Consider the following 17,788-nt stretch of genomic DNA (forward strand, 5'->3'; position numbering starts at 1 on the left):
CGTGAGGTGCAGGAGCCGGTACAGGCACACACAAAAAACCCCGGTCAATCGATCGGGGTTTTTGGGATGTGCGCTGTGGTGTCGACCGACTACTGGTCGCGACGCGGACCGCCGGCGCCGCCGGGCAGGTTCTGTTCGCCGCCGAACTGCTCGGTGGGCAGGCGCCCGACATTGCCGAGCAATTGCTCGAGCAGGGTCAGTTCGCGGCCGCGGGTCGGGGTTTCGCGGTCGGCGAAGGCCACCACGCGTCCGTCTTCAAGGCCGTACTCCGACACGTCACTGACCAGACCGTTCTCGTCAAAGGTCACCGCAATGATGCGGCGGTCGCGGGTTGCCGGACGCAGATAGGCGAGACTCTCGCGTGTCGCCGAGATGTAGTACCAGGTGTTCTCTTCGAACGTGCCGCGGGTGGACGGATTGCCCAGACGGGACAGTACCGAGCTCTCGGTGTCTTCGGCGACGACGATCTCGGGGACGTCCTGGGTGGTGTAGCGATAGCCGTGCGAGCGCAGGACCGGGTTGCAGGCCGAGGCGCCGATCGCGCAGGCGGCGATCAGGATTGTAAGGCTAACGCGACGCTTCATCAGGAACTCCAGCAAGATGGCCAGACCCCGCGCGACGGGGTGTCGCGTGCGGCCCTGTCTTGACCTAACCGGGGGCGAGCTTAGCTTCAAGCGCGAATTCTTGGGAGTGCGGATCGCATGTTGGACCGTCTGTTCGGCAAGAAGCCCGAAAAAACGCGCGCTGAAGCGCTCTACCGGCATATTGTCACGGTGGCGCGGGAACCGGATTTATATGCCGGTCTGGGTGTGCCTGATACGGTCGAGGGCCGGTTCGAGATGATCGTCCTGCACTGCGCCCTGGTGGTTTTGCAATTGCAGGCGCTCGACAAAGACGAGGCGCGCAAGCTGTCCCAGGCCCTGTTTGACACCATGTTTGATGATTTCGACGCCGGCATGCGCGAAATGGGGGTCGGGGATTCGGGGGTCGGCAAGAAGATCCGTTTCATGGCGGAGGGCTTTTATGGTCGCGCCGAGGCCCTGAGGCAGGCCGCGAATGAGGATGATCCGGCCGGATTGCAGACCGTTCTGGCCCGCAATGTCTTTGCTGCCGATCCGGATGATGCCCGGGCGCCAGCCCTTGCCCTATACGTCAACTCGGCCATCGACCGGCTGGATGCGCAGGGCGGGGCGGCACTGCTGGACGGTGGTCAACCGGATTTCGTGACGCGCTGATCGCCGTCTTGCTGCCTTGCATTGCTTGGTTCATGGTCTAAGTTCCGCGGGCTTTTTTGGCGCTTCGGCGCCTTTGCGAGGGACACAGCACCGCAACCCATGACAGCTATTCCCACGATCTCGGTCGACGCCATGGGCGGCGATCTCGGACCGGAAGCGGTCGTTGAGGGTATCGGCCACGCGCTCAAGCGCTGGCCGGACCGGCAGGCGACCTATCTTCTGCATGGCGACGAAGCCCAGCTTGCGCCGCTTCTGGCCAAACACCCAAAGGTCGCCGCGGTTTGCGAGCTGCGGCACACCGAAACGCTGGTCCAGATGACCGACAAGCCCAGCGAGGCGGTTCGCCGCGCGCGGGGGTCGTCGATGTGGAACGCGATCCAGAGTGTGAAGACCGGCGAGGCCGGTGCCATCGTGTCGTCCGGCAATACCGGCGCGCTGATGGCGATCGGCAAGGTCATCCTGCGCATGAAGAAGGGCGTTCATCGTCCGGCGATCTCGGCCAACTGGCCGACTCCGAAAGGGCATACGGTGGTTCTCGACGTGGGCGCCAATGTCCAGTGCAATGCGACCCAGCTGGTTGAATTTGCGATCATGGGGGAGGCCTATCATCGGGCCGTGTTCGGCGGCGAAGCACCCAGTGTCGGCCTGCTGAATGTCGGCCAGGAAGAACTCAAGGGCAATGATACCGTGCGCGAGGCCGACCAGCTGATCCGCAAGGCCAATCTGGATATTGCCTATCAGGGTTTCATCGAGGGCAATGACATCTCCGCCGGCGGCATCGACGTTGTGGTCACCGACGGCTTCACCGGCAATATCGCCCTGAAAACGGCCGAAGGCACAGCCCGCCTCGTGGCCGGCTGGGTGCGCGATGCGCTGACCAGTTCGCTGTTGGCCAAGCTGGCTGCCGGCCTTCTGTCGCTGGGCGCCCTGGAGCGTCTGCGCCAGCGCATGGACCCGCGCTATATCAATGGCGGTGTCTTGCTGGGCCTCAAGGGCATTGTGGTGAAGTCACATGGCGGCGCTGACGGTGAAGGTTTCGCCTCCGCCCTGGGCCTCGCCTATGTGATGGCGAAGAGTGATTTCATGGCCCAGATCCGGGCCAATCTCGACAAGTTTGCCAGTTTCGAAGAACAGGAAGTCGCAGCAGCGTCATGACTGAACTGAGTGCGCGTATCGCCGGTATCGGGTCGCATTTGCCCGAACGAATTCTGACCAATGACGAAATCTCCGCCATGGTCGACACCAGTGACAGCTGGATCCGCGAACGCACTGGCATTCGCCAGCGCCACATTGCCGGTGAGGGTGTCACGACTTGCGATCTGGCTGAACGCGCCGCCCGGCGCGCGCTCGAGGATGCCGGCATTGCCGCCGAAGAGCTGGATCTGATCGTGGTTGCAACCACGACACCCGATTTCACCTTCCCGTCGGTTGGCACCATGCTGCAGGCGCGGCTGGGTGCGACGCAAGGCGCTGCCTTTGACGTCCAGGCCGTCTGCACCGGCTTTGTCTATGCCCTGTCCATGGCCGACAACATGATCGCCCGCGGCCAGGCCAAAACGGCGCTCGTCGTCGGCGCCGAGACCATGTCGCGCATCCTCGACTGGACGGACCGGTCGACCTGTGTGCTGTTCGGCGACGGAGCCGGGGCCATGGTCCTGCAGGCCGCCGAGCCGACGGGTGAGGGCACCGACCGGTCCGGCATCCTGGGCACGTATCTGCGCTCCGATGGACGGTTCAAGGACCTGCTCCATGTCGACGGCGGACCATCCTCGACGGGAACGGTCGGGCATCTGCGCATGGTCGGCAACCAGGTCTTCCGGCACGCCATCACCAATATCGCCGAGTCGATGACCACGATCGCCTCACGCTCCGGCGTGACGATCGAGGAGGTCGACTGGTTCGTGCCGCACCAGGCCAATCAGCGTATCCTGGAGGGCGTGGCCCGCCGTTTGTCGATCCCGACGGAAAAAGTGATCTCCACGGTTGCAGACCATGGCAACACCTCGGCAGCCTCGGTCCCGCTGGCTTTTGACCGGGCTGTGCAGGACGGCCGCATCAAGCGGGGCGACCTGGTTTTGATGGAAGCGCTGGGCGGTGGATTCACCTGGGGCGCGGCGCTCGCGCGTTATTGATATCTTATTTCACCAGTTTCACGCACTTAACCAAGACCTTGGCGTTGACCTGACCGGGCTTCGAGGCGTAGCCTTGGCTCGTCTTTGTGGGGATGCCTATGTCGGATAAAACCTTGACGCGAGCAGATCTGGCTGAATCGGTCTACCGAGAGGTCGGCCTGTCACGCCAGGAATCAGCGGATCTGGTCCAGTCGGTCCTGGCCATGGTGTCGGACAATCTGGCTGCCGGCCAATCGGTGAAACTGTCATCATTCGGGTCCTTCCTGTTGCGCGACAAGCGCGGGCGGGTCGGTCGCAATCCGAAGACCGGGGTGGAAGTGCCCATTGATGCCCGCCGGGTTCTGGTCTTCAAACCGTCTCAAGTTCTCAAGGAGCGCGTCGACTCGGCTCTGTCCAAGGATTAGGGCGGACCCGCAGACTGACGCGAACAGCGCATGTCGGTCACAACCAAGTCTGCAGACGCGTTTCGGACGATCAGCGAAGCGGCCGAAGAACTCGATATCCAGGCGCATGTCCTGCGCTTCTGGGAAAGCAAATTCCCCCAGATCAGCCCCTTGAAGCGGGCCGGCGGTCGCCGTTTCTACCGGCCGCAGGACCTGCAATTGCTGCGCGGCGTGAAGCGGCTCCTCTATGAGGACGGCTACACGATCAAGGGCGCCCGCAAATACATCAAGGACAATGGTGTCGCCGCCGTCATGGCGTTGGCTGATCAGTCCGGGGCTCAGGCGAATTCCGCCTCGCCGCGCGACGCGCTGGCGGTGGATGCCGCTGACCAGGAACATCCGACGGTGGCAAAGCCGTCGCGGCCGCGACCGGCTGATGGTCCGCAACGGCAGATCGACGACATCCTGGCTGATCTGGAAAACGCCCAGGCCAAGCTGAAAGCCGCCCTGGAACCCTGATTTCCGGCCCCGGTCTGCATTGACCGCAGGACACGCTGACAGCCCTGTTGCCCAGCGGCAAACCTCCCCCTATAAGCGACTTCCCCAACGGACGGGCCTGCCTGTCCAGCAAGTGAGTGTCGGAGCGTGGCGCAGCCCGGTTAGCGCACCGGTCTGGGGGACCGGGGGTCGCGAGTTCGAATCTCGCCGCTCCGACCATTTGCTTGCAAGTGCTGCTTCGCGGTTGAAACCCTTGAGCTGAAGAACCGGATACGGCTTTCTCTCGGCAAGCGGTTTATGGCGAAGTGTGCGCCGCACGCGCATTGTGAGGCACTGATGCCTGATGGTGTCGTCGGGCAGTGCCGCGCTGACGCCTGTTTCACTGCGTCTATCCCCCCGCCAACGCCGCTTTCATCACATCCTTCATCGCCACGTCCGGGTCTGCCAGCGCGGCCGGATCCGGCTTGGCGCGCTTGGCGATCATCATCTTGGCGGCCATGAAGCTTTGCGGGTCGTTGATGCAGTCGGCGGCGATGAGGACGCCGTCGGCGAGGTGGAAGAAACTGCGCGGGGTTTCATCGTCGCCGGCGCGGGTGATCGTGGTGTCGTGATCGCCGATCAGGCCGGCGGTCTGGAGTTTGAGATCATACTGGTCGGACCAGAACCACGGCACGTCCGGCTTGGGGGGCGGTGTGCCGCAGATCGCAGCGGCGGCGTGTTTGGCCTGGTCGAGCGCGTTGGGCACGCTTTCCAGGCGCAGGCGTTTGCCGGTCAGCCAGTTGAGCTGTTCGGCGCAATCGCCGATGGCGAAGATGGCGGGGTCGGAGGTGCGGCCGGTCTCGTCGACGGTGATGCCATTGCCGGTTTCCAGTCCACAGGCGGTGGCGAGCTCCTGGTTGGGCAGCACACCGATACCGACCAGCACGCTGTCGCAGGCAAGGGTCTCGCCATTGGTCAGTTCGATCGAGCGAACGGTCGTGCCACGCGAGAACAGGCCGGATTTGGGTTTCAGGGCCGCGACCTGACTGTCGAGGCGGACCGCGACGCCGCGCGCCTCATGGGCCTGGCGGTAGAATTCGGAGACGTCCGGTACGGCGACGCGTGCCAACAGCCGGTCCATCGCCTCGATCACGGTTGGAATGGCGCCAAGCTTCAGGGCAACCGAGGCCACTTCCAGGCCGATATAGCCGCCACCGATGATGGCGATGCGTTTGCCCGGTTGGAAATCCGCCTTCAGCGCGTCGACATCGGCGATGGAGCGCAGATAGCGTACACCCTCAAGATCGGCCCCCGGCACCGGCAGGGGGCGGACACGGGATCCGGTGGCGATAACGAGATGGGAGTAGGCGGTTTCGCGCCCGTCCGCGAAGATGACCCGCTTGCGGTCGGCATCGATCCGCTTGGCCCGGCGTCCCAGTTTCAGTTCGACATCCTGTTTGGCCCAGGTTTCCGGCGGCTGCAGCCACAAACGACTCTCGTCGATCTCGCCGGACAGATAGGCCTTGGACAGGGGCGGACGCTGGTAGGGCGGATGGGGTTCCTCGCCGGCCAGGATGATGCGGCCCTCAAATCCACCCCGTCGCAGGGACGCCGCGCATTGGCCTCCGGCCTGGCCCGCGCCGAGGATGATTACTGTCTCATTGGATTTGCTCACGCCTTCTCCCCCCAAGTCACGGCCCGGTTGCGACATGATGGCGCGTCCGGTCCAGCCCTGCGAGTGCAATATCAGCATGTCGCGGCGTAGGGGTGAAGCGCAAGCCTTGCACGGATGTGTGAATGGGCTACCTAGCCGTTCCGGGAGTTCGCATGACCTATCATTCCAGCACCACAAGTCGCGCCGTCTCGCTCTGGCTTCTCGTCGTCGCCGCCCTGGTCTGCGTCATGATCATCATTGGCGGCACGACCCGGCTGACCGATAGCGGCCTGTCGATCACCGAATGGAAGCCGATCTCCGGGGCCATACCGCCATTGTCGCACGCGGACTGGCAGCGCGAGTTTTCGCTCTACCAGCAGACCACGGAATTCCAGGTCCAGAATTCGGCGATGACGTTGGAGGAGTTCGAATTCATTTTCTGGTGGGAGTGGGGCCATCGCCAGCTGGGCCGTCTGATCGGGCTGGTTTATTTCGCGCCCTTCGTCTTCTTCTGGCTGCGCGGCCAAATCAGCGCCCGGCTCAAGCCGCGCCTTTTCGGATTGTTGCTGCTCGGCGGCGCGCAAGGCGCCATTGGCTGGTGGATGGTGGCAAGCGGTCTGTCGGACCGGCTTGATGTCAGCCAATACCGCCTGGCCACCCATCTGGGCATGGCCTTCGTGATCCTGGGCCTGTCGATCTGGTTCTCGCTGGAAGCCCGCTACGGGCCGCCGCCCTTGCGGCGCGGACGCCTGGCCGGGGTAACGGCCGGACTTTTGGGCCTTGTCTTCGCGCAGATCATCCTCGGCGCATTCGTGGCCGGTCTTGATGCCGGACGCATCTACAATACCTGGCCGCTGATGAATGGTGATCTCATTCCCGAGGGTTATCTCGGCGGAATGAGTTTCTTCCCGGCAATTTTCGAGAGCCACGCCGCCGTTCAGATGCATCACCGCTGGACCGGCTATCTCGTTGCACTCGGTGTTTTCGCCTACGCTTGGCTGATCTGGCGTGAGCCGCGGGTCTCGCTGAAACCCTTCATGGTGATCCTGCCGGCCCTGGTGATCGGCCAGATAGCGCTTGGCATTGCCGCACTCCTGGCGGTGGTCCCGCTCTCGCTATCCCTGGCCCATCAGGCCGGTGCGATCCTGCTTTTCATTGCGATGGTCGCCGCGGCCTGGACGGCGCGACGAGCGGTATAAATCAGCTGTCTGACCTAGAGACCGGCCTTGCGGGCCCGTTGCCAGTAAATGACCGCGATCAGGCTCACAATGATCGGGATCATGAGCCCGTACTCATCCGTCCACATGGCGGTTGAGGCCCTATCCACCGTCAAGGGCGTGAAGATTTTCTGGATGTAGATATTGTGGGCGCCGTGAAACATGATGGCGGGCCAGAGCGAGCGGCTCTTGAAGGTGTAATAGGTCATGATGACGCTCATCGCGATGATCATCACGGTGAAGCACGCCAGCTGAAACAGGGTGTTCCCGCCGCCATAGGCGATGATGACCGGGTAGTGCCAGACGGCCCAGATGCTGCCGCTGATCAGGCATGTGGCATTGAATGAGAAGAGCTTGCGCAACTCCCACACAAAGAAGCCGCGCCAGCCAATTTCCTCGCCGGCAATCGTGCCCAGGGATTTCGCGAATTGCACAACCGCCATCAACAAGCCCATCAGCGCGATCACTGCGAAGGCGGGCGCGTCCGGCAGGCCGAGTGCCTGGCTCCAATCGTTGAGTGTTTCCGGATTGCCGAAACCGCCCAGCCCGGTCAGCCAGATAAGTGCGTAGGCAATCGAGACATAGAGAACCGGAATGAGATAGCCGGCCCAATTGGCGCCATGGCTACCCCATCGCCAGGGCAGGTCTGAAATCTTGCGGCCGCGGAGTTTGAGGGTCAGGAAGGCTGCCAGGGTCGGCATCGTCATCAGCGTGCCGACATAAAGCGAGGTCGGCACCAGGGCGACAATGGCGTAGTGGGCCAGGGCGCTCGCGACCGTCAGAATGCCGAGGAAGGTCAGCAGGGTGATGATCGTTGTGCGTTTGTCGGTCTGCGCGGCGGTCATGATGTGTGGCTTTCCTTTACGGGTTGGACCATCGAGTGTAGTTTACACACTTAATTGTACAATTGATTGTATAAAAGGCAAGGCATGCGCGACAGCAACATCATGGATACCCACCCGCTGAGCCGGGCTTTCGTGTCGAACAAGCTGCTGCGGCTGGTCGAAACCATTGCCGATCAGGGAGAGGTGTTGTTGTCGTCGGCCGGGATTGTCATTCCGCCGCGTGCCATTTCGACCGTGTTGATGATCGGTGAGGTGCCGGACGTGACAGCCGCCGACATCGCCACATCGCTGGATCAACCGCACCAGGTGGCGACGCAACGCGTGGCGCTCCTCATCAAGCTCGGTCTCGTTTCGAAACGGCCGCACTCAACCGACAGCCGTCGCAAGGTGCTGGAATTCACCGCCCTTGGCCGCGACCAGTATGGTCTGATGATGGTGATGCTCGAAAAAATTCGCGACGCCATGGACGCGCTGTTTGACGAGTTGGGCGTTGATCTGGCCGCCAAGTCCGTCGAGGCGGTGCAATCCCTGAAGGCGCGGCCCTTGGTCGACCGAATTGCCTCACCAGGTCCCGCCCATGCAAAATGAGCCGCTTGCGCGGCTCACCTTGATGTCAGGAAGGGGGATGTGCGCTCGCTAGTCGGCCGAGACCACGGCGCGGGTGAGGGCATCGCGGGAGACGACCTTCAACCGACCGGCTCCGGTATCATAAACCGCCAGCAGACCGTTGGCGTAAGCCGTGTAGCCGTAATCGGCTGAGGTCACAGCGAGGGCGCCGGGCACCTGCACGCCTTGCGTGGACAGCCCGTCGACAATGTCGATCGAGATGCCCGCGTCCAGCGTGGCGGCGTCAAAGGTCTCGACCGTTTCGCCATTGCCGTTTGTGGCCAGGACCAGGCGGGTGCCATTGAATTCGCCGACGGTCAGGCTGGCGGCCGGGTAGGGTGTCTCGGCGAGCAGGGTGCCGTCACCCGACAGACGGGCGAGACCGCCGGCAGGACTGGCGGTATAGATGTCGCCGTCGAAAGTGGCGCAATGCCGGGCCGGGTCGGGAAGCGGGAAGTCCCGGATTCGTTCGACGCTGAGCTGATCTTCGCCGGCATCGCGGACGCGCCAGATTTCGGCATGGGCCCCGGTATTGAGCACCACAAGTTCAACAAAACCCGCGCCTTCGCGCATCAGGCACAGGCCGGAGACTCCGTCGAGCGGCTCGATGGCACCGAGCGGCAGGTCGAGCACCTGGGCGCCGTCGCGGACCACGGCGAAACCGCGCACGGCCTGGCTGTCGGCCGCGGCGCCGAAGATCAGCGGCAGCGCTTCGCCGCGCAATTCGAAATCGGGTGCCGTGGCGAGGCCGGTCAGGCGTTCACCGGCATGGCGGGTCTTCAGGATACCGTCCAGGTCGTAAAGGTCGAGCCCGCCGACACGCGGCGCGGACAGGATCAGGCCCAGCGAGGGTGATTGCGGATCGGGCAGAAAGCCGACCGCTCCGCCGCCGCCTTCCACGGCCGTGAACGCAGCGGTCACCAGCAGTTCCACCGGACCACCGGTCTCGGCCAGTCCGGTCTCTTCCACGACCTCGTCCGTCGCCGGTCCGCAAGCGGCCAGCGCCAGCAGGGAGGCGCCTAGAGCGACCGTGCGGGCCAGGGCCCACGGACGGCGAATGTCCGGCCGGGATGGCGCTGAACGTTGAAAAACAGGGTCGAACCGTCGGGACTGAAACATGGACCGCAAATCTCGCTTTTTTGACCTTCCGGCCCTGAGGCCGCGTTGCGGCCGATGGTATACACCTCGCCATCAGGCGTCACGCCGCGGATGTACTGATCCTCAGGTCCATCTTCGACCACAATCAGATCACCCCAGGGCGCGACACACAGATTGTCGCATCGCTCCATCACGGCTTCGTCATGGCTCTCGAAAAAGAGTTGCAGACGCCCGGCCTGTGCGGTTTCGCCCGGCTGGCCTTCGGCCGGGCTGGGTTGATAGCGCCAGATCTGGCCAAGCCGTTCGGGACCGCCGTCGGTGCAGGTGAAATAGCACTCATTATCGCCCCACCAGATACCCTCGCCACGCGTAAAGTGGGCGGCACCGGCTTCGATGCCGCGCTGGGCAAGGTCGGCATTCGGGGCCTCGACATCGTCGAGATCGATCCACTCCACCTCAAGCCACTCGCCCTGCGCGATGCCCGCACTCTGCCAGTTGCGGGTGTCGAGTGCAGGACGCCCACGTACGCCAAGCGCCTGCAAGCGGCCGCCAGCGGCGAGTTGGCCGGGCACGTCCGGCAGAAAACGATAGAACAGGGCCCGCTCATATTGATCTTCCGTTTCATAGGCGATCAGGGTGCGCGGATCGATCGCCACGGCTTCGTGGCGGAAGCGACCCATCGCCTTCAAGGGCACCGGTTCAACCAGTCCGCTGACGTCGGCTGGCACTTCGAACACATACCCGTGTTCCTTGCCGGCCTGGGGCCCGATGTTCAACTCGGTTTCCTCGCAGGTCAGCCAGGTGCCCCAGGGGGTCGGGCCGCCGGCGCAATTGTTCATGGTGCCGACCAGGGAAAGGTATTCATCCTCGACCGCCAGGGTCTCCGGATCCAGCACCAGATGGCTCGTGCCGCCAAGATGTGGATTGCCGGCCTCATCCCAGTCATGGACCCGGTCGCGGTCGATCCGGTCGAGCAGGGCGTTGTCGGGGCCAAACGGCGACTTGTCGCCATCGCCAAGCCGAAGCTCGTGATTGCGGACCAGTACCAGCCGCCCGTCGGCCCGCTGGAAGCAGGCCATGCCGTCAAAGTCCCCCGGAACAACGAGACCGTCGCTCATCGGCTGGCCCGCCGACGAAATGACCTCGTAGGTGAAGCCGCGCGGCAGATCGAACAGCCCGTCCGGATCGACCCGCAGCTCACCGAAACCCTCGACCTGGTTGAAATATCCCTGTTCGGCCGGGTAGCGACGCTGACACGCCGACAGGGCGGCCAAGCCGGAAAAGGCGAGGGAGGTCGCCGCGGTATTGCGCAGGAAGTGGCGTCGGGACAGGGGCATGGGGTCTCCAGCGGGGGCTTGATCATCGTGTAACTACAACGACTTCGCGACGGATGCATGACGTTCTGACAGTATGCGGTATTATATAACCGTATATCTAGGTGTATAAAATTGCAGTCGAAATTCGACACGCGCTTGACCGAACAGCAAATCCCTCCTACACGGCGCCCTCGAATTCAACCTGAGCCAATCAGGCCTGAGGCAGGATTATTATGAAAACCATCTCCGTTAAACCGGCGGATGTCGAAAAGAAGTGGGTCGTGATCGACGCAGAAGGTGCCGTTGTCGGTCGCCTCGCTGCCTACGTCGCCACCCGCCTTCGCGGCAAGCACCGTCCGGACTATACGCCCCATGTCGACATGGGCGACAACATCATCATCGTGAACGCCGACAAGGTCGTGTTCACGGGCAAGAAGCGTGACGACAAGCGCTACTATCACCACACCGGTCACCCGGGTGGGATCAAGGAAACCAGCCCGGCCAAGATCCTGGACGGTCGTTTCCCTGAGCGTGTCGTCGAGAAAGCCGTGCTGCGCATGCTGCCGAAAGACAGCCCGCTGGCCCGTCAGCAGTACTCGAACCTGCGCGTCTATGCCGGTCCCGATCACAAGCACGAGGCCCAACAGCCTGAAGTGGTCGATTTCAAGTCCATGAACTCCAAGAATACGCGAGGCTGATATGTCTGAAGAAGCCCGCTCGCTCGAAGACCTCAAGGAAGTCATCAAGGAAGCCGATGCCGGCGCCGTGGTGGCCGAAGAGTCTGCTCCGGCTGAGCCCAAGATTGATGAGCATGGTCGTTCCTACGCCACCGGCAAGCGCAAGAACGCGGTCGCCCGCGTCTGGATCAAGCGCGGCAATGGCAAGATCACGGTCAATGGCCGCGATCAGGAAACCTATTTCGCCCGCCCGGTCCTTCGCATGCTGCTCCAGCAGCCGCTGGAAGCTGCCGAGCGCGTCGACGAATTCGACATCATTGCCACCGTCACCGGTGGTGGTCTGTCCGGCCAGGCCGGTGCTGTGCGTCACGGCATCTCCAAGGCCCTCCAGCTGTTCGAACCGGGCCTGCGCCCGGTCCTGAAGGCCGGTGGCTTCCTGACCCGCGACAGCCGTGTTGTCGAGCGTAAGAAGTACGGCAAGGCCAAGGCCCGCCGTTCCTTCCAGTTCTCGAAGCGCTAAGCTTTCCAGAACACGCCGAATGCAAGACGGGCGGTGCCATTGGCGCCGCCCGTTTTTCGTTTTGGGGTTGGTCGACTACGGCTAGATCGCCGTCACGCGGTTTCGCGTTTCGCGGCGCTGCGCGGCCAACCCGTCCGCAATCGCGTCGAAAACCAGCCGGATGCGGCGGCTGGTGTTGAGTTCGCGGTGGGTGACCAGCCAGGTCTGGACCGGAATGGGAGGCAGTGCCGGCCATAGCTCTTCCAGCTCGGAATGTTGCTCGATCCAGTCGCGCGTCATCGGTGTGATGCCGAGACCCTGCATGGCCAGGGCGTGATGGACGGTGCTGCTGCCGCAGCTGATGCGGAAATTGTCGGCGGTGAGGTTCAGGCCGATCGCGTTGAGATGTTCGATGACGCGCTCATTCTGCTCGAACCCGATGAAATCCAGCCGGTTGATGTCCTCGATACAGGTCGGACGGCCGACCCGGTCCAGATAGTCGGGATGGGCATAGAGATGGCCGGTCGTCTCACTGACGAGGCGGGCAATCAGGTCGGGTTGTTCCGGACGCGCATGCCGGATGGCGATGTCGGCCTCGCGCTTTTGCAGGTCCTGCAGCTCGTTCGAGGCGATGATCTCCAGCCGGATGCCCGGGGCCGTCTCGCGGATATGCTTGATGATGGGCGGCAGGTAGTAGGAGGCCATGATATTGGTCGCGGTGACCGTCACCCGCCCTTCAATGGCGCTGGACTGGCCGGACGCGGTCAGGGAAATCCGTTGTGCCGCTTCACCCATCGAGCGGACATGCTCGACCAGTTCCAGCGCGGCGCCTGTCGGTACGGTCGCGCGGCGATTGCGTTCGAACAGGGTCACGCCGAGATCTGATTCCAGCGCGGCGATTTGCCGGCTCAGGGTGGGCTGGGTCTGTCCCAGGGCGCGGGCGGCACCTGAAAAGGAGCCTTCCTCGATGGTGGCGAGGAGGGCGCGGATCTGATTCCAGTCGAAGGCAATAGCGGACCAATTCATGGATTTGCGTATAACAGAAAGCCGTTCTGTCGCAATTCATATTCGGTCTGCGTATGTCTAAATGACAGCGGACGCCATCGCACAGGGCGAGAGTCGACAGGAGTGACACGACATGACGCAAGCGCACCGCTGGTGGGACAAGATCGCCGAGAAGTATTCCAACCAGCCCATCGCCGATGTTCCGGCCTGGGAACACAAGCTCGACCGCATCCGGGACCATCTGACCCCGCAGACACAATTGCTGGAGTTTGGCTGCGGGACGGGCGGGACGGCGCGCCGTCTCGCACCCCATGTCGACTCCATCCTGGCCACCGACCTGTCCGGTCAGATGCTGGAAATCGCCGAAGCCCGGGGGCGTGACGAGGGAATGACCAATATCCGCTATGAGCGCGGTGACTTCGTCGACCTGGACGCGCCCGACGGTCATTTCGATGTGGTGCTCGGGATGAGCATCCTGCACCTGCTCGATGACCGTCACGCTGCCATGCAGAAGGCCATGCGCCTGCTCAAGCCGGATGGCGTCTTCATCACCAGCACGGCCTGCCTGCTGGACGGCTTCTGGTTCATGGTGCCGATCCTGCCGATCGGGCGGATGCTGGGCGCGTTTCCGCCGGTGAAGGCCTTTGGCGGCCGCAAGCTGAGGCGGGAGATTGTCGATGCCGGCTTCGACATCGAGTATGAGTGGCGGCCCAAGCCGAGCGGCGCCTACTTTATCGTCGCCCGCAAACCGGTGGATTGACCCGCCGTCGATCATCGCTCTGATACAGGACACAACACGATGACCAGACAGGATGGTGCAGCGGCGGATGCCGTTGACGAGGCGCGCGGGTCGGGGTTTGCGGCAGAACTCGAGCGGGACCAGGCCCATCGCGAGAAAGCCCGCAGCGTGCAGCCGCTGCGCCGCCTTCTTCCCTACATTACCCGCTACCCGGGCCTGTTGCTCGCATTCTCGGTATTTCTTGTGCTGGCGTCGAGCCTGACCCTGTTGCTGCCGGCGGCCTTCCGTCTGGTGGTCGATTGCGGTTTCGCCGGAGCCTCACCGCCAGCCGCCTGTCCGGCGCTGGGTACCGGCGAGGGATTGGGCGGATATTTCGTAGCCGGAATGGGTGTCGCCATCCTGTTGGGGCTGGCCAGCGCGTTCCGCTTCTATTTCATCAGCCGGCTGGGCGAGCGCGTTGTCGCGGACCTGCGTCGTGACGTGTTCGGACATCTTCTCTCGCTTGATGCCGGCTTTTACGCCACGACCCGGACCGGGGAGGTATTGTCCCGCCTGACGACCGACACCACCCTGATCCAGACCGTGGTCGGTTCGTCGATTTCGGTGGCCTTGCGCACGGTTGCCACAACAACAGGCGCGCTTGTGCTGATGGTGGTGGTGAGCTGGAAACTGGCCTTGCTGGTGCTGGCGCTGGGTCCGTTGATCCTGGGTCCGATCATGTTGTTCGGGCGTCGCATCCAGCGGTTGTCGCGGGTCAGCCAGGACAATCTGGCGGATGCCTCGGCGCGGGCCGGAGAGACCCTGCAGGCCATCGATACGGTCCAGGCCTTCACCCGCGAGGCTGAGGAAAGCGGTCGTTTTGCCGAAGCGGTCGAGATGACGTTTACGTCGGCGATGCGTCGGATCGGCGTCCGCTCGATCATGACCGCGCTGATATTCTCGGTGATCCTGAGCGGCCTGATCGCCGTGCTCTGGTTTGGTGCGGTACAGGTCCAGGCCGGCGCCATGACGCCCGGCGCGATGACCCAGTTCGTGATGTATGCCTTTGTCGCCGTCAGCGGCGTTGGCATGCTCACAGAGACCTATACCGAAATGATGCGGGCCGCCGGTGCGACAGAGCGATTGATGGAGTTGCTGGGCGCCCGCTCGACCCTGCCGGTGCAGACCCCGCCCGCGCCGCTGCGAGGGCCGGTGCGCGGCGCCATCGGCTTCGAGGGCGTGTCATTTGCCTATCCGACCCGACCAGATGACCTGGCCCTTCGTGATGTGTCCCTGACCGTCGAGCCCGGCGAGACCGTGGCGATTGTCGGGCCTTCGGGCGCCGGCAAGAGCACGCTGTTCCAGTTGATGCTGCGCCTGCACGACCCGGTCACCGGGCGCGTCAGCCTGGATGGTCAGGACATCAGCCAGCTCGACCCGCAGGACCTGCGCCGCCAGCTGGCCATCGTGCAACAGAATGCGCCGTTGTTTTCGGGAAGTGTGGCCGACAATATCCGCTTTGGCCGTCCGGATGCGAGTGAGGCCGATGTCCGTGCCGCTGCTCGCGCCGCGAATGCCGATGGCTTCATCGAAGCCTTGCCGCAAGGCTACCAGACCAGCCTCGGTGAACGGGCGGCAGCCCTGTCCGGCGGTCAGCGGCAGCGGCTGGCGATCGCCCGGGCCATCCTGCGCGATGCTCCGGTCCTGTTGCTGGATGAGGCGACCAGCGCCCTCGATTCCGAGAGTGAACAACTGATCCAGGCGGCCGTGGAACGGCTGTCGGAGGGGCGCACCACCTTGGTCATCGCCCACCGTCTGGCAACCGTGCGATCGGCTGATCGCATCGTGGTGCTCGAGGACGGCGCGGTGGTCGATGTGGGTCAACACGACGCGTTGTTGACGCGCGGCGGGCTTTACGCACGCTATGTCGATCTGCAATTCGGCAGCGAGCCGGGAACCGTCCCGGCATCATGACATCGACGGGGATGCAGGCCAGCTAGCCTTTGGGTTTGGCCGCCGATTCCGCCTTTGACGTGCCGGCGTCGCTCCTCACCAGGACATTGCGACCTGGCGCCTTGCGCAGTGGCTTGAGCTTGCCGTCGCCGGGCTGGCGGGCGGGAATGTCGTCACCGGAGTGTGTATTGAGCCAGTCGCGCCAATCGCCCCACCAAGACCCGGGGGTCTCGCTGGCGCCGTCGATCCATTCCTCGACCGTTTCCGGCAGGGCGTCATTGGTCCAGTACTGGTATTTCCGGGCGTCGGGATGATTGATCACGCCGGCAATATGCCCGGAGCCGGCCATCATGAAACGCACCGGACCACCATAAAGGCGTGCGGCGCGGTAAACCGACGGGTAGGGCGCGATATGGTCTTCCTTGGAGGCCTGGATATAGACCGGTGTCGTCACGGCACCGAGTGACAGCTTGTGACCGCCGAGCTCCAGCTCGCCCTTGGCCAGCCGGTTGTTCTTGTAGAAATTGTCGAGATACCAGAGGTGCAGTGCCTTGGGCATCCGGGTCTGGTCGGCATTCCAGTACAAAAGGTCGAAGGCCTGTGGCTGGCGACCGAGCATGTAGTTGTTGACCACAAAGGACCAGACCAGGTCGTTCGAGCGTAGCAGGTTGAAGGTGTCCGCCATCGAGCGCCCGTCGAGCACACCGCCCTGGCTGTCCATGATCCGCTCGATTTCCTTCATCCAGATATCATCGATGAAGATCAGCAGGTCGCCGGCTTTCTCGAAGTCGGACTGGGCCGCAAAGAAGGTTGCCGACGCGATCCGGTCGCCTTGCCCTTCCGCTTCCAGCCAGGCCAGAGCCGTTGAAAGCATCGTGCCGGCGACGCAGTAACCGACCGCGTTGACCGATGTCTCGCCGGTTGCCGCTTCGATGGCGTGCAGTGCGGCGAACAGGCCTTCATGCATGTAATCGTTGAAGGTCTTGTCTTTCAGCTCGGGCCCCGGATTGACCCAGGAGATCAGGAAGACCGTAAAACCTTGCGCGGTCAGCCAACGGATCATCGAATTCTTCTCGCGAAGATCCATGATGTAGAATTTGTTGATCCAGGGCGGTGCGATCAGCAGGGGGCGCTGCTTCACCGTGTCGGTGGTCGGCGCGTACTGGATCAGCTCCATGAGCTCGTTCTCGAACACGACCTCGCCGGGAGCGGTCGCCATGTCCCGGCCGACCTGGAAACCGTCCATGTCGGTCTGCTTGAGCGCCAGGCGTCCGCCGCCGGAGGACAGGTCGTCGAGCAGGTTCTGGAGGCCGCGGGTCAGATTTGTCCCCTGGCTCTCGAATGTCTCACGGAGCACATCGGGATTGGTCAGCGCGAAATTGGTGGGCGACAGCGCATCGGTCATCATCCGCGTCAGGAACTCGACCTTGCGGCGGGTCCGATCGTCGACCCCGTCAACGCTGCCAACCAGCCCCATCATGAAATGCTGGTTGAGCAGGTAGGACTGCTTGATGGCATCGAAAACCGGGCTTTCCGACCACTCACTCGACCGCCAGCGCTTGTCGCCCGGCTCCGGCTCGATGGCTGGGGCACCCGGGGCGTCTGTCCCCATCATGCGCTTTGAGGTGTTGGACCAGAGGTCGATATAGCCTTTCATCAGATCCGCCTGGGCGCGCATCATCAGGTCCGGCTGGCCGGCGATCTTTTCCCAGACCTCATGAAATTCCGGCGCGGAATGGAAGGGATCGGCATTGGGCATGACGGCGTCGCCCTCAAGGGCCTTGCCCATCACATCAGACAGGAGTTTTTGGGATTTGAGCGAGGCCTGCATGAGGTTGCGTGACACCTGGTCGAGCGTTTCCAGCTCTTTCTCGGTCATGGCGCCCCAGCTGGTGCTGTCGGATCCCGTGCTGCCTTTTTCCGACTTTTCGCTCATGGTGGTCCCTTGTTATCAACGGGTGACTCGGACCCGT

At 63.2% G+C, this 17,788-nt stretch carries 18 protein-coding genes and 1 tRNA gene; 12 read left to right on the top strand and 7 right to left on the bottom strand.

Translation table 11 applies throughout. From position 1 onward, the window contains the following. Positions 1 to 89 precede the first annotated feature (89 nt). Entirely contained in the window at positions 90 to 584 is a 495-nt protein-coding gene (locus VOI18_RS04280; RefSeq protein WP_323761178.1) for an outer membrane protein assembly factor BamE, read from the bottom strand. Positions 585 to 701: 117 nt separating this feature from the next. Here VOI18_RS04280 and VOI18_RS04285 point away from each other — a divergent pair, with 117 nt between their 5' ends. The 6 genes from VOI18_RS04285 (at position 702) to VOI18_RS04310 (ending at position 4,467) form a co-directional block, all read left to right on the top strand. Next, positions 702 to 1,235, top strand: a complete 534-nt coding sequence (locus VOI18_RS04285; RefSeq protein WP_323761179.1) for a ubiquinol-cytochrome C chaperone family protein — start codon at positions 702 to 704, stop codon at positions 1,233 to 1,235. Between the two features lie 99 nt (positions 1,236 to 1,334). Further along, entirely contained in the window at positions 1,335 to 2,390 is a 1,056-nt protein-coding gene (gene plsX / locus VOI18_RS04290) for a phosphate acyltransferase PlsX (RefSeq protein ID WP_323761180.1), read from the top strand. Continuing rightward, a complete protein-coding gene (locus tag VOI18_RS04295; RefSeq protein ID WP_323761181.1) occupies positions 2,387 to 3,367 on the top strand; it encodes a beta-ketoacyl-ACP synthase III in 981 nt (326 codons plus the stop codon). Before plsX ends, VOI18_RS04295 begins: the two co-directional genes overlap by 4 nt. Positions 3,368 to 3,465: 98 nt before the next feature. Continuing rightward, a complete protein-coding gene (locus tag VOI18_RS04300) occupies positions 3,466 to 3,771 on the top strand; it encodes an integration host factor subunit alpha (protein WP_011643461.1) in 306 nt (101 codons plus the stop codon). Between the two features lie 30 nt (positions 3,772 to 3,801). Then, complete coding sequence (locus tag VOI18_RS04305; protein WP_323761182.1) at positions 3,802 to 4,269, top strand: MerR family transcriptional regulator; 468 nt, start codon at positions 3,802 to 3,804, stop codon at positions 4,267 to 4,269. Positions 4,270 to 4,389: 120 nt separating this feature from the next. Next, positions 4,390 to 4,467: transfer RNA gene (locus VOI18_RS04310), tRNA-Pro, on the top strand. Positions 4,468 to 4,636: 169 nt separating this feature from the next. Here the strand turns inward: VOI18_RS04310 and VOI18_RS04315 are convergent. Then, complete coding sequence (locus VOI18_RS04315; protein ID WP_323761183.1) at positions 4,637 to 5,902, bottom strand: NAD(P)/FAD-dependent oxidoreductase; 1,266 nt, start codon at positions 5,900 to 5,902, stop codon at positions 4,637 to 4,639. Positions 5,903 to 6,054: 152 nt separating this feature from the next. On the opposite strand from VOI18_RS04315, the gene VOI18_RS04320 reads away from it, so the two are divergent. Continuing rightward, positions 6,055 to 7,080 carry a COX15/CtaA family protein gene (locus tag VOI18_RS04320; protein ID WP_323761184.1) on the top strand — a complete coding sequence of 342 codons (1,026 nt, stop codon included), beginning with the start codon at positions 6,055 to 6,057 and terminating at the stop codon, positions 7,078 to 7,080. A 14-nt stretch (positions 7,081 to 7,094) separates the two neighbouring features. Here VOI18_RS04320 and VOI18_RS04325 read toward each other — a convergent pair whose 3' ends face one another. Then, entirely contained in the window at positions 7,095 to 7,943 is an 849-nt protein-coding gene (locus tag VOI18_RS04325) for a type II CAAX endopeptidase family protein (protein ID WP_323761185.1), read from the bottom strand. 84 nt (positions 7,944 to 8,027) lie between these two features. Here VOI18_RS04325 and VOI18_RS04330 point away from each other — a divergent pair, with 84 nt between their 5' ends. Beyond that, positions 8,028 to 8,531, top strand: coding sequence for a helix-turn-helix domain-containing protein (locus VOI18_RS04330; protein WP_323761186.1), 504 nt, complete (start codon positions 8,028 to 8,030; stop codon positions 8,529 to 8,531). A gap of 48 nt (positions 8,532 to 8,579) precedes the next feature. On the opposite strand, the gene VOI18_RS04335 is transcribed toward VOI18_RS04330, so the two are convergent. Both VOI18_RS04335 and VOI18_RS04340 read right to left on the bottom strand, forming a co-directional pair. Next, on the bottom strand, positions 8,580 to 9,668 hold the full coding sequence (locus tag VOI18_RS04335) for a hypothetical protein (RefSeq protein WP_323761516.1): 1,089 nt from the start codon (positions 9,666 to 9,668) through the stop codon (positions 8,580 to 8,582). Continuing rightward, the gene (locus tag VOI18_RS04340; RefSeq protein WP_323761187.1) at positions 9,569 to 10,984 is read right to left on the bottom strand and encodes an alkaline phosphatase PhoX; all 1,416 of its coding nucleotides are present in this window, start codon (positions 10,982 to 10,984) and stop codon (positions 9,569 to 9,571) included. Before VOI18_RS04340 ends, VOI18_RS04335 begins: the two co-directional genes overlap by 100 nt. 212 nt (positions 10,985 to 11,196) lie before the next feature. Here VOI18_RS04340 and rplM point away from each other — a divergent pair, with 212 nt between their 5' ends. Together rplM and rpsI are read left to right on the top strand one after the other, a co-directional pair. After that, positions 11,197 to 11,661, top strand: coding sequence for a 50S ribosomal protein L13 (gene rplM / locus VOI18_RS04345; RefSeq protein WP_011643453.1), 465 nt, complete (start codon positions 11,197 to 11,199; stop codon positions 11,659 to 11,661). Position 11,662: 1 nt separating this feature from the next. Next, the gene (rpsI, locus tag VOI18_RS04350; RefSeq protein ID WP_011643452.1) at positions 11,663 to 12,160 is read left to right on the top strand and encodes a 30S ribosomal protein S9; all 498 of its coding nucleotides are present in this window, start codon (positions 11,663 to 11,665) and stop codon (positions 12,158 to 12,160) included. A gap of 81 nt (positions 12,161 to 12,241) precedes the next feature. On the opposite strand, the gene VOI18_RS04355 is transcribed toward rpsI, so the two are convergent. Then, the gene (locus VOI18_RS04355) at positions 12,242 to 13,165 is read right to left on the bottom strand and encodes a LysR family transcriptional regulator (protein WP_323761188.1); all 924 of its coding nucleotides are present in this window, start codon (positions 13,163 to 13,165) and stop codon (positions 12,242 to 12,244) included. Between the two features lie 112 nt (positions 13,166 to 13,277). On the opposite strand from VOI18_RS04355, the gene VOI18_RS04360 reads away from it, so the two are divergent. Together VOI18_RS04360 and VOI18_RS04365 are read left to right on the top strand one after the other, a co-directional pair. Next, entirely contained in the window at positions 13,278 to 13,904 is a 627-nt protein-coding gene (locus VOI18_RS04360) for a class I SAM-dependent methyltransferase (protein ID WP_323761189.1), read from the top strand. 39 nt (positions 13,905 to 13,943) lie between these two features. Further along, positions 13,944 to 15,836: an ABC transporter transmembrane domain-containing protein gene (locus VOI18_RS04365; protein WP_323761190.1), complete on the top strand. Its 1,893-nt coding sequence runs from the start codon at positions 13,944 to 13,946 to the stop codon at positions 15,834 to 15,836. Positions 15,837 to 15,858: 22 nt separating this feature from the next. Here VOI18_RS04365 and phaC read toward each other — a convergent pair whose 3' ends face one another. After that, complete coding sequence (gene phaC / locus VOI18_RS04370) at positions 15,859 to 17,751, bottom strand: class I poly(R)-hydroxyalkanoic acid synthase (RefSeq protein WP_323761191.1); 1,893 nt, start codon at positions 17,749 to 17,751, stop codon at positions 15,859 to 15,861. Positions 17,752 to 17,788 lie beyond the last annotated feature (37 nt).

The organism is Maricaulis sp., assembly GCF_034670125.1.
Classification (GTDB): domain Bacteria; phylum Pseudomonadota; class Alphaproteobacteria; order Caulobacterales; family Maricaulaceae; genus Maricaulis.

What these genes read in the sequence shown, in the direction of transcription:
- VOI18_RS04320 (WP_323761184.1), top strand. Translation starts at nt 6,055, where the DNA reads ATGACCTATCATTCCAGCACCACAAGTCGCGCCGTCTCGCTCTGGCTT.
- VOI18_RS04335 (WP_323761516.1), bottom strand. Translation starts at nt 9,668, where the DNA reads ATGTTTCAGTCCCGACGGTTCGACCCTGTTTTTCAACGTTCAGCGCCA.
- VOI18_RS04285 (WP_323761179.1), top strand. Translation starts at nt 702, where the DNA reads ATGTTGGACCGTCTGTTCGGCAAGAAGCCCGAAAAAACGCGCGCTGAA.
- VOI18_RS04295 (WP_323761181.1), top strand. Translation starts at nt 2,387, where the DNA reads ATGACTGAACTGAGTGCGCGTATCGCCGGTATCGGGTCGCATTTGCCC.
- VOI18_RS04340 (WP_323761187.1), bottom strand. Translation starts at nt 10,984, where the DNA reads ATGCCCCTGTCCCGACGCCACTTCCTGCGCAATACCGCGGCGACCTCC.
- VOI18_RS04300 (WP_011643461.1), top strand. Translation starts at nt 3,466, where the DNA reads ATGTCGGATAAAACCTTGACGCGAGCAGATCTGGCTGAATCGGTCTAC.
- VOI18_RS04355 (WP_323761188.1), bottom strand. Translation starts at nt 13,165, where the DNA reads ATGAATTGGTCCGCTATTGCCTTCGACTGGAATCAGATCCGCGCCCTC.
- rpsI (WP_011643452.1), top strand. Translation starts at nt 11,663, where the DNA reads ATGTCTGAAGAAGCCCGCTCGCTCGAAGACCTCAAGGAAGTCATCAAG.
- phaC (WP_323761191.1), bottom strand. Translation starts at nt 17,751, where the DNA reads ATGAGCGAAAAGTCGGAAAAAGGCAGCACGGGATCCGACAGCACCAGC.
- rplM (WP_011643453.1), top strand. Translation starts at nt 11,197, where the DNA reads ATGAAAACCATCTCCGTTAAACCGGCGGATGTCGAAAAGAAGTGGGTC.
- VOI18_RS04305 (WP_323761182.1), top strand. Translation starts at nt 3,802, where the DNA reads ATGTCGGTCACAACCAAGTCTGCAGACGCGTTTCGGACGATCAGCGAA.
- VOI18_RS04330 (WP_323761186.1), top strand. Translation starts at nt 8,028, where the DNA reads ATGCGCGACAGCAACATCATGGATACCCACCCGCTGAGCCGGGCTTTC.
- VOI18_RS04325 (WP_323761185.1), bottom strand. Translation starts at nt 7,943, where the DNA reads ATGACCGCCGCGCAGACCGACAAACGCACAACGATCATCACCCTGCTG.
- VOI18_RS04360 (WP_323761189.1), top strand. Translation starts at nt 13,278, where the DNA reads ATGACGCAAGCGCACCGCTGGTGGGACAAGATCGCCGAGAAGTATTCC.
- plsX (WP_323761180.1), top strand. Translation starts at nt 1,335, where the DNA reads ATGACAGCTATTCCCACGATCTCGGTCGACGCCATGGGCGGCGATCTC.
- VOI18_RS04365 (WP_323761190.1), top strand. Translation starts at nt 13,944, where the DNA reads ATGACCAGACAGGATGGTGCAGCGGCGGATGCCGTTGACGAGGCGCGC.
- VOI18_RS04280 (WP_323761178.1), bottom strand. Translation starts at nt 584, where the DNA reads ATGAAGCGTCGCGTTAGCCTTACAATCCTGATCGCCGCCTGCGCGATC.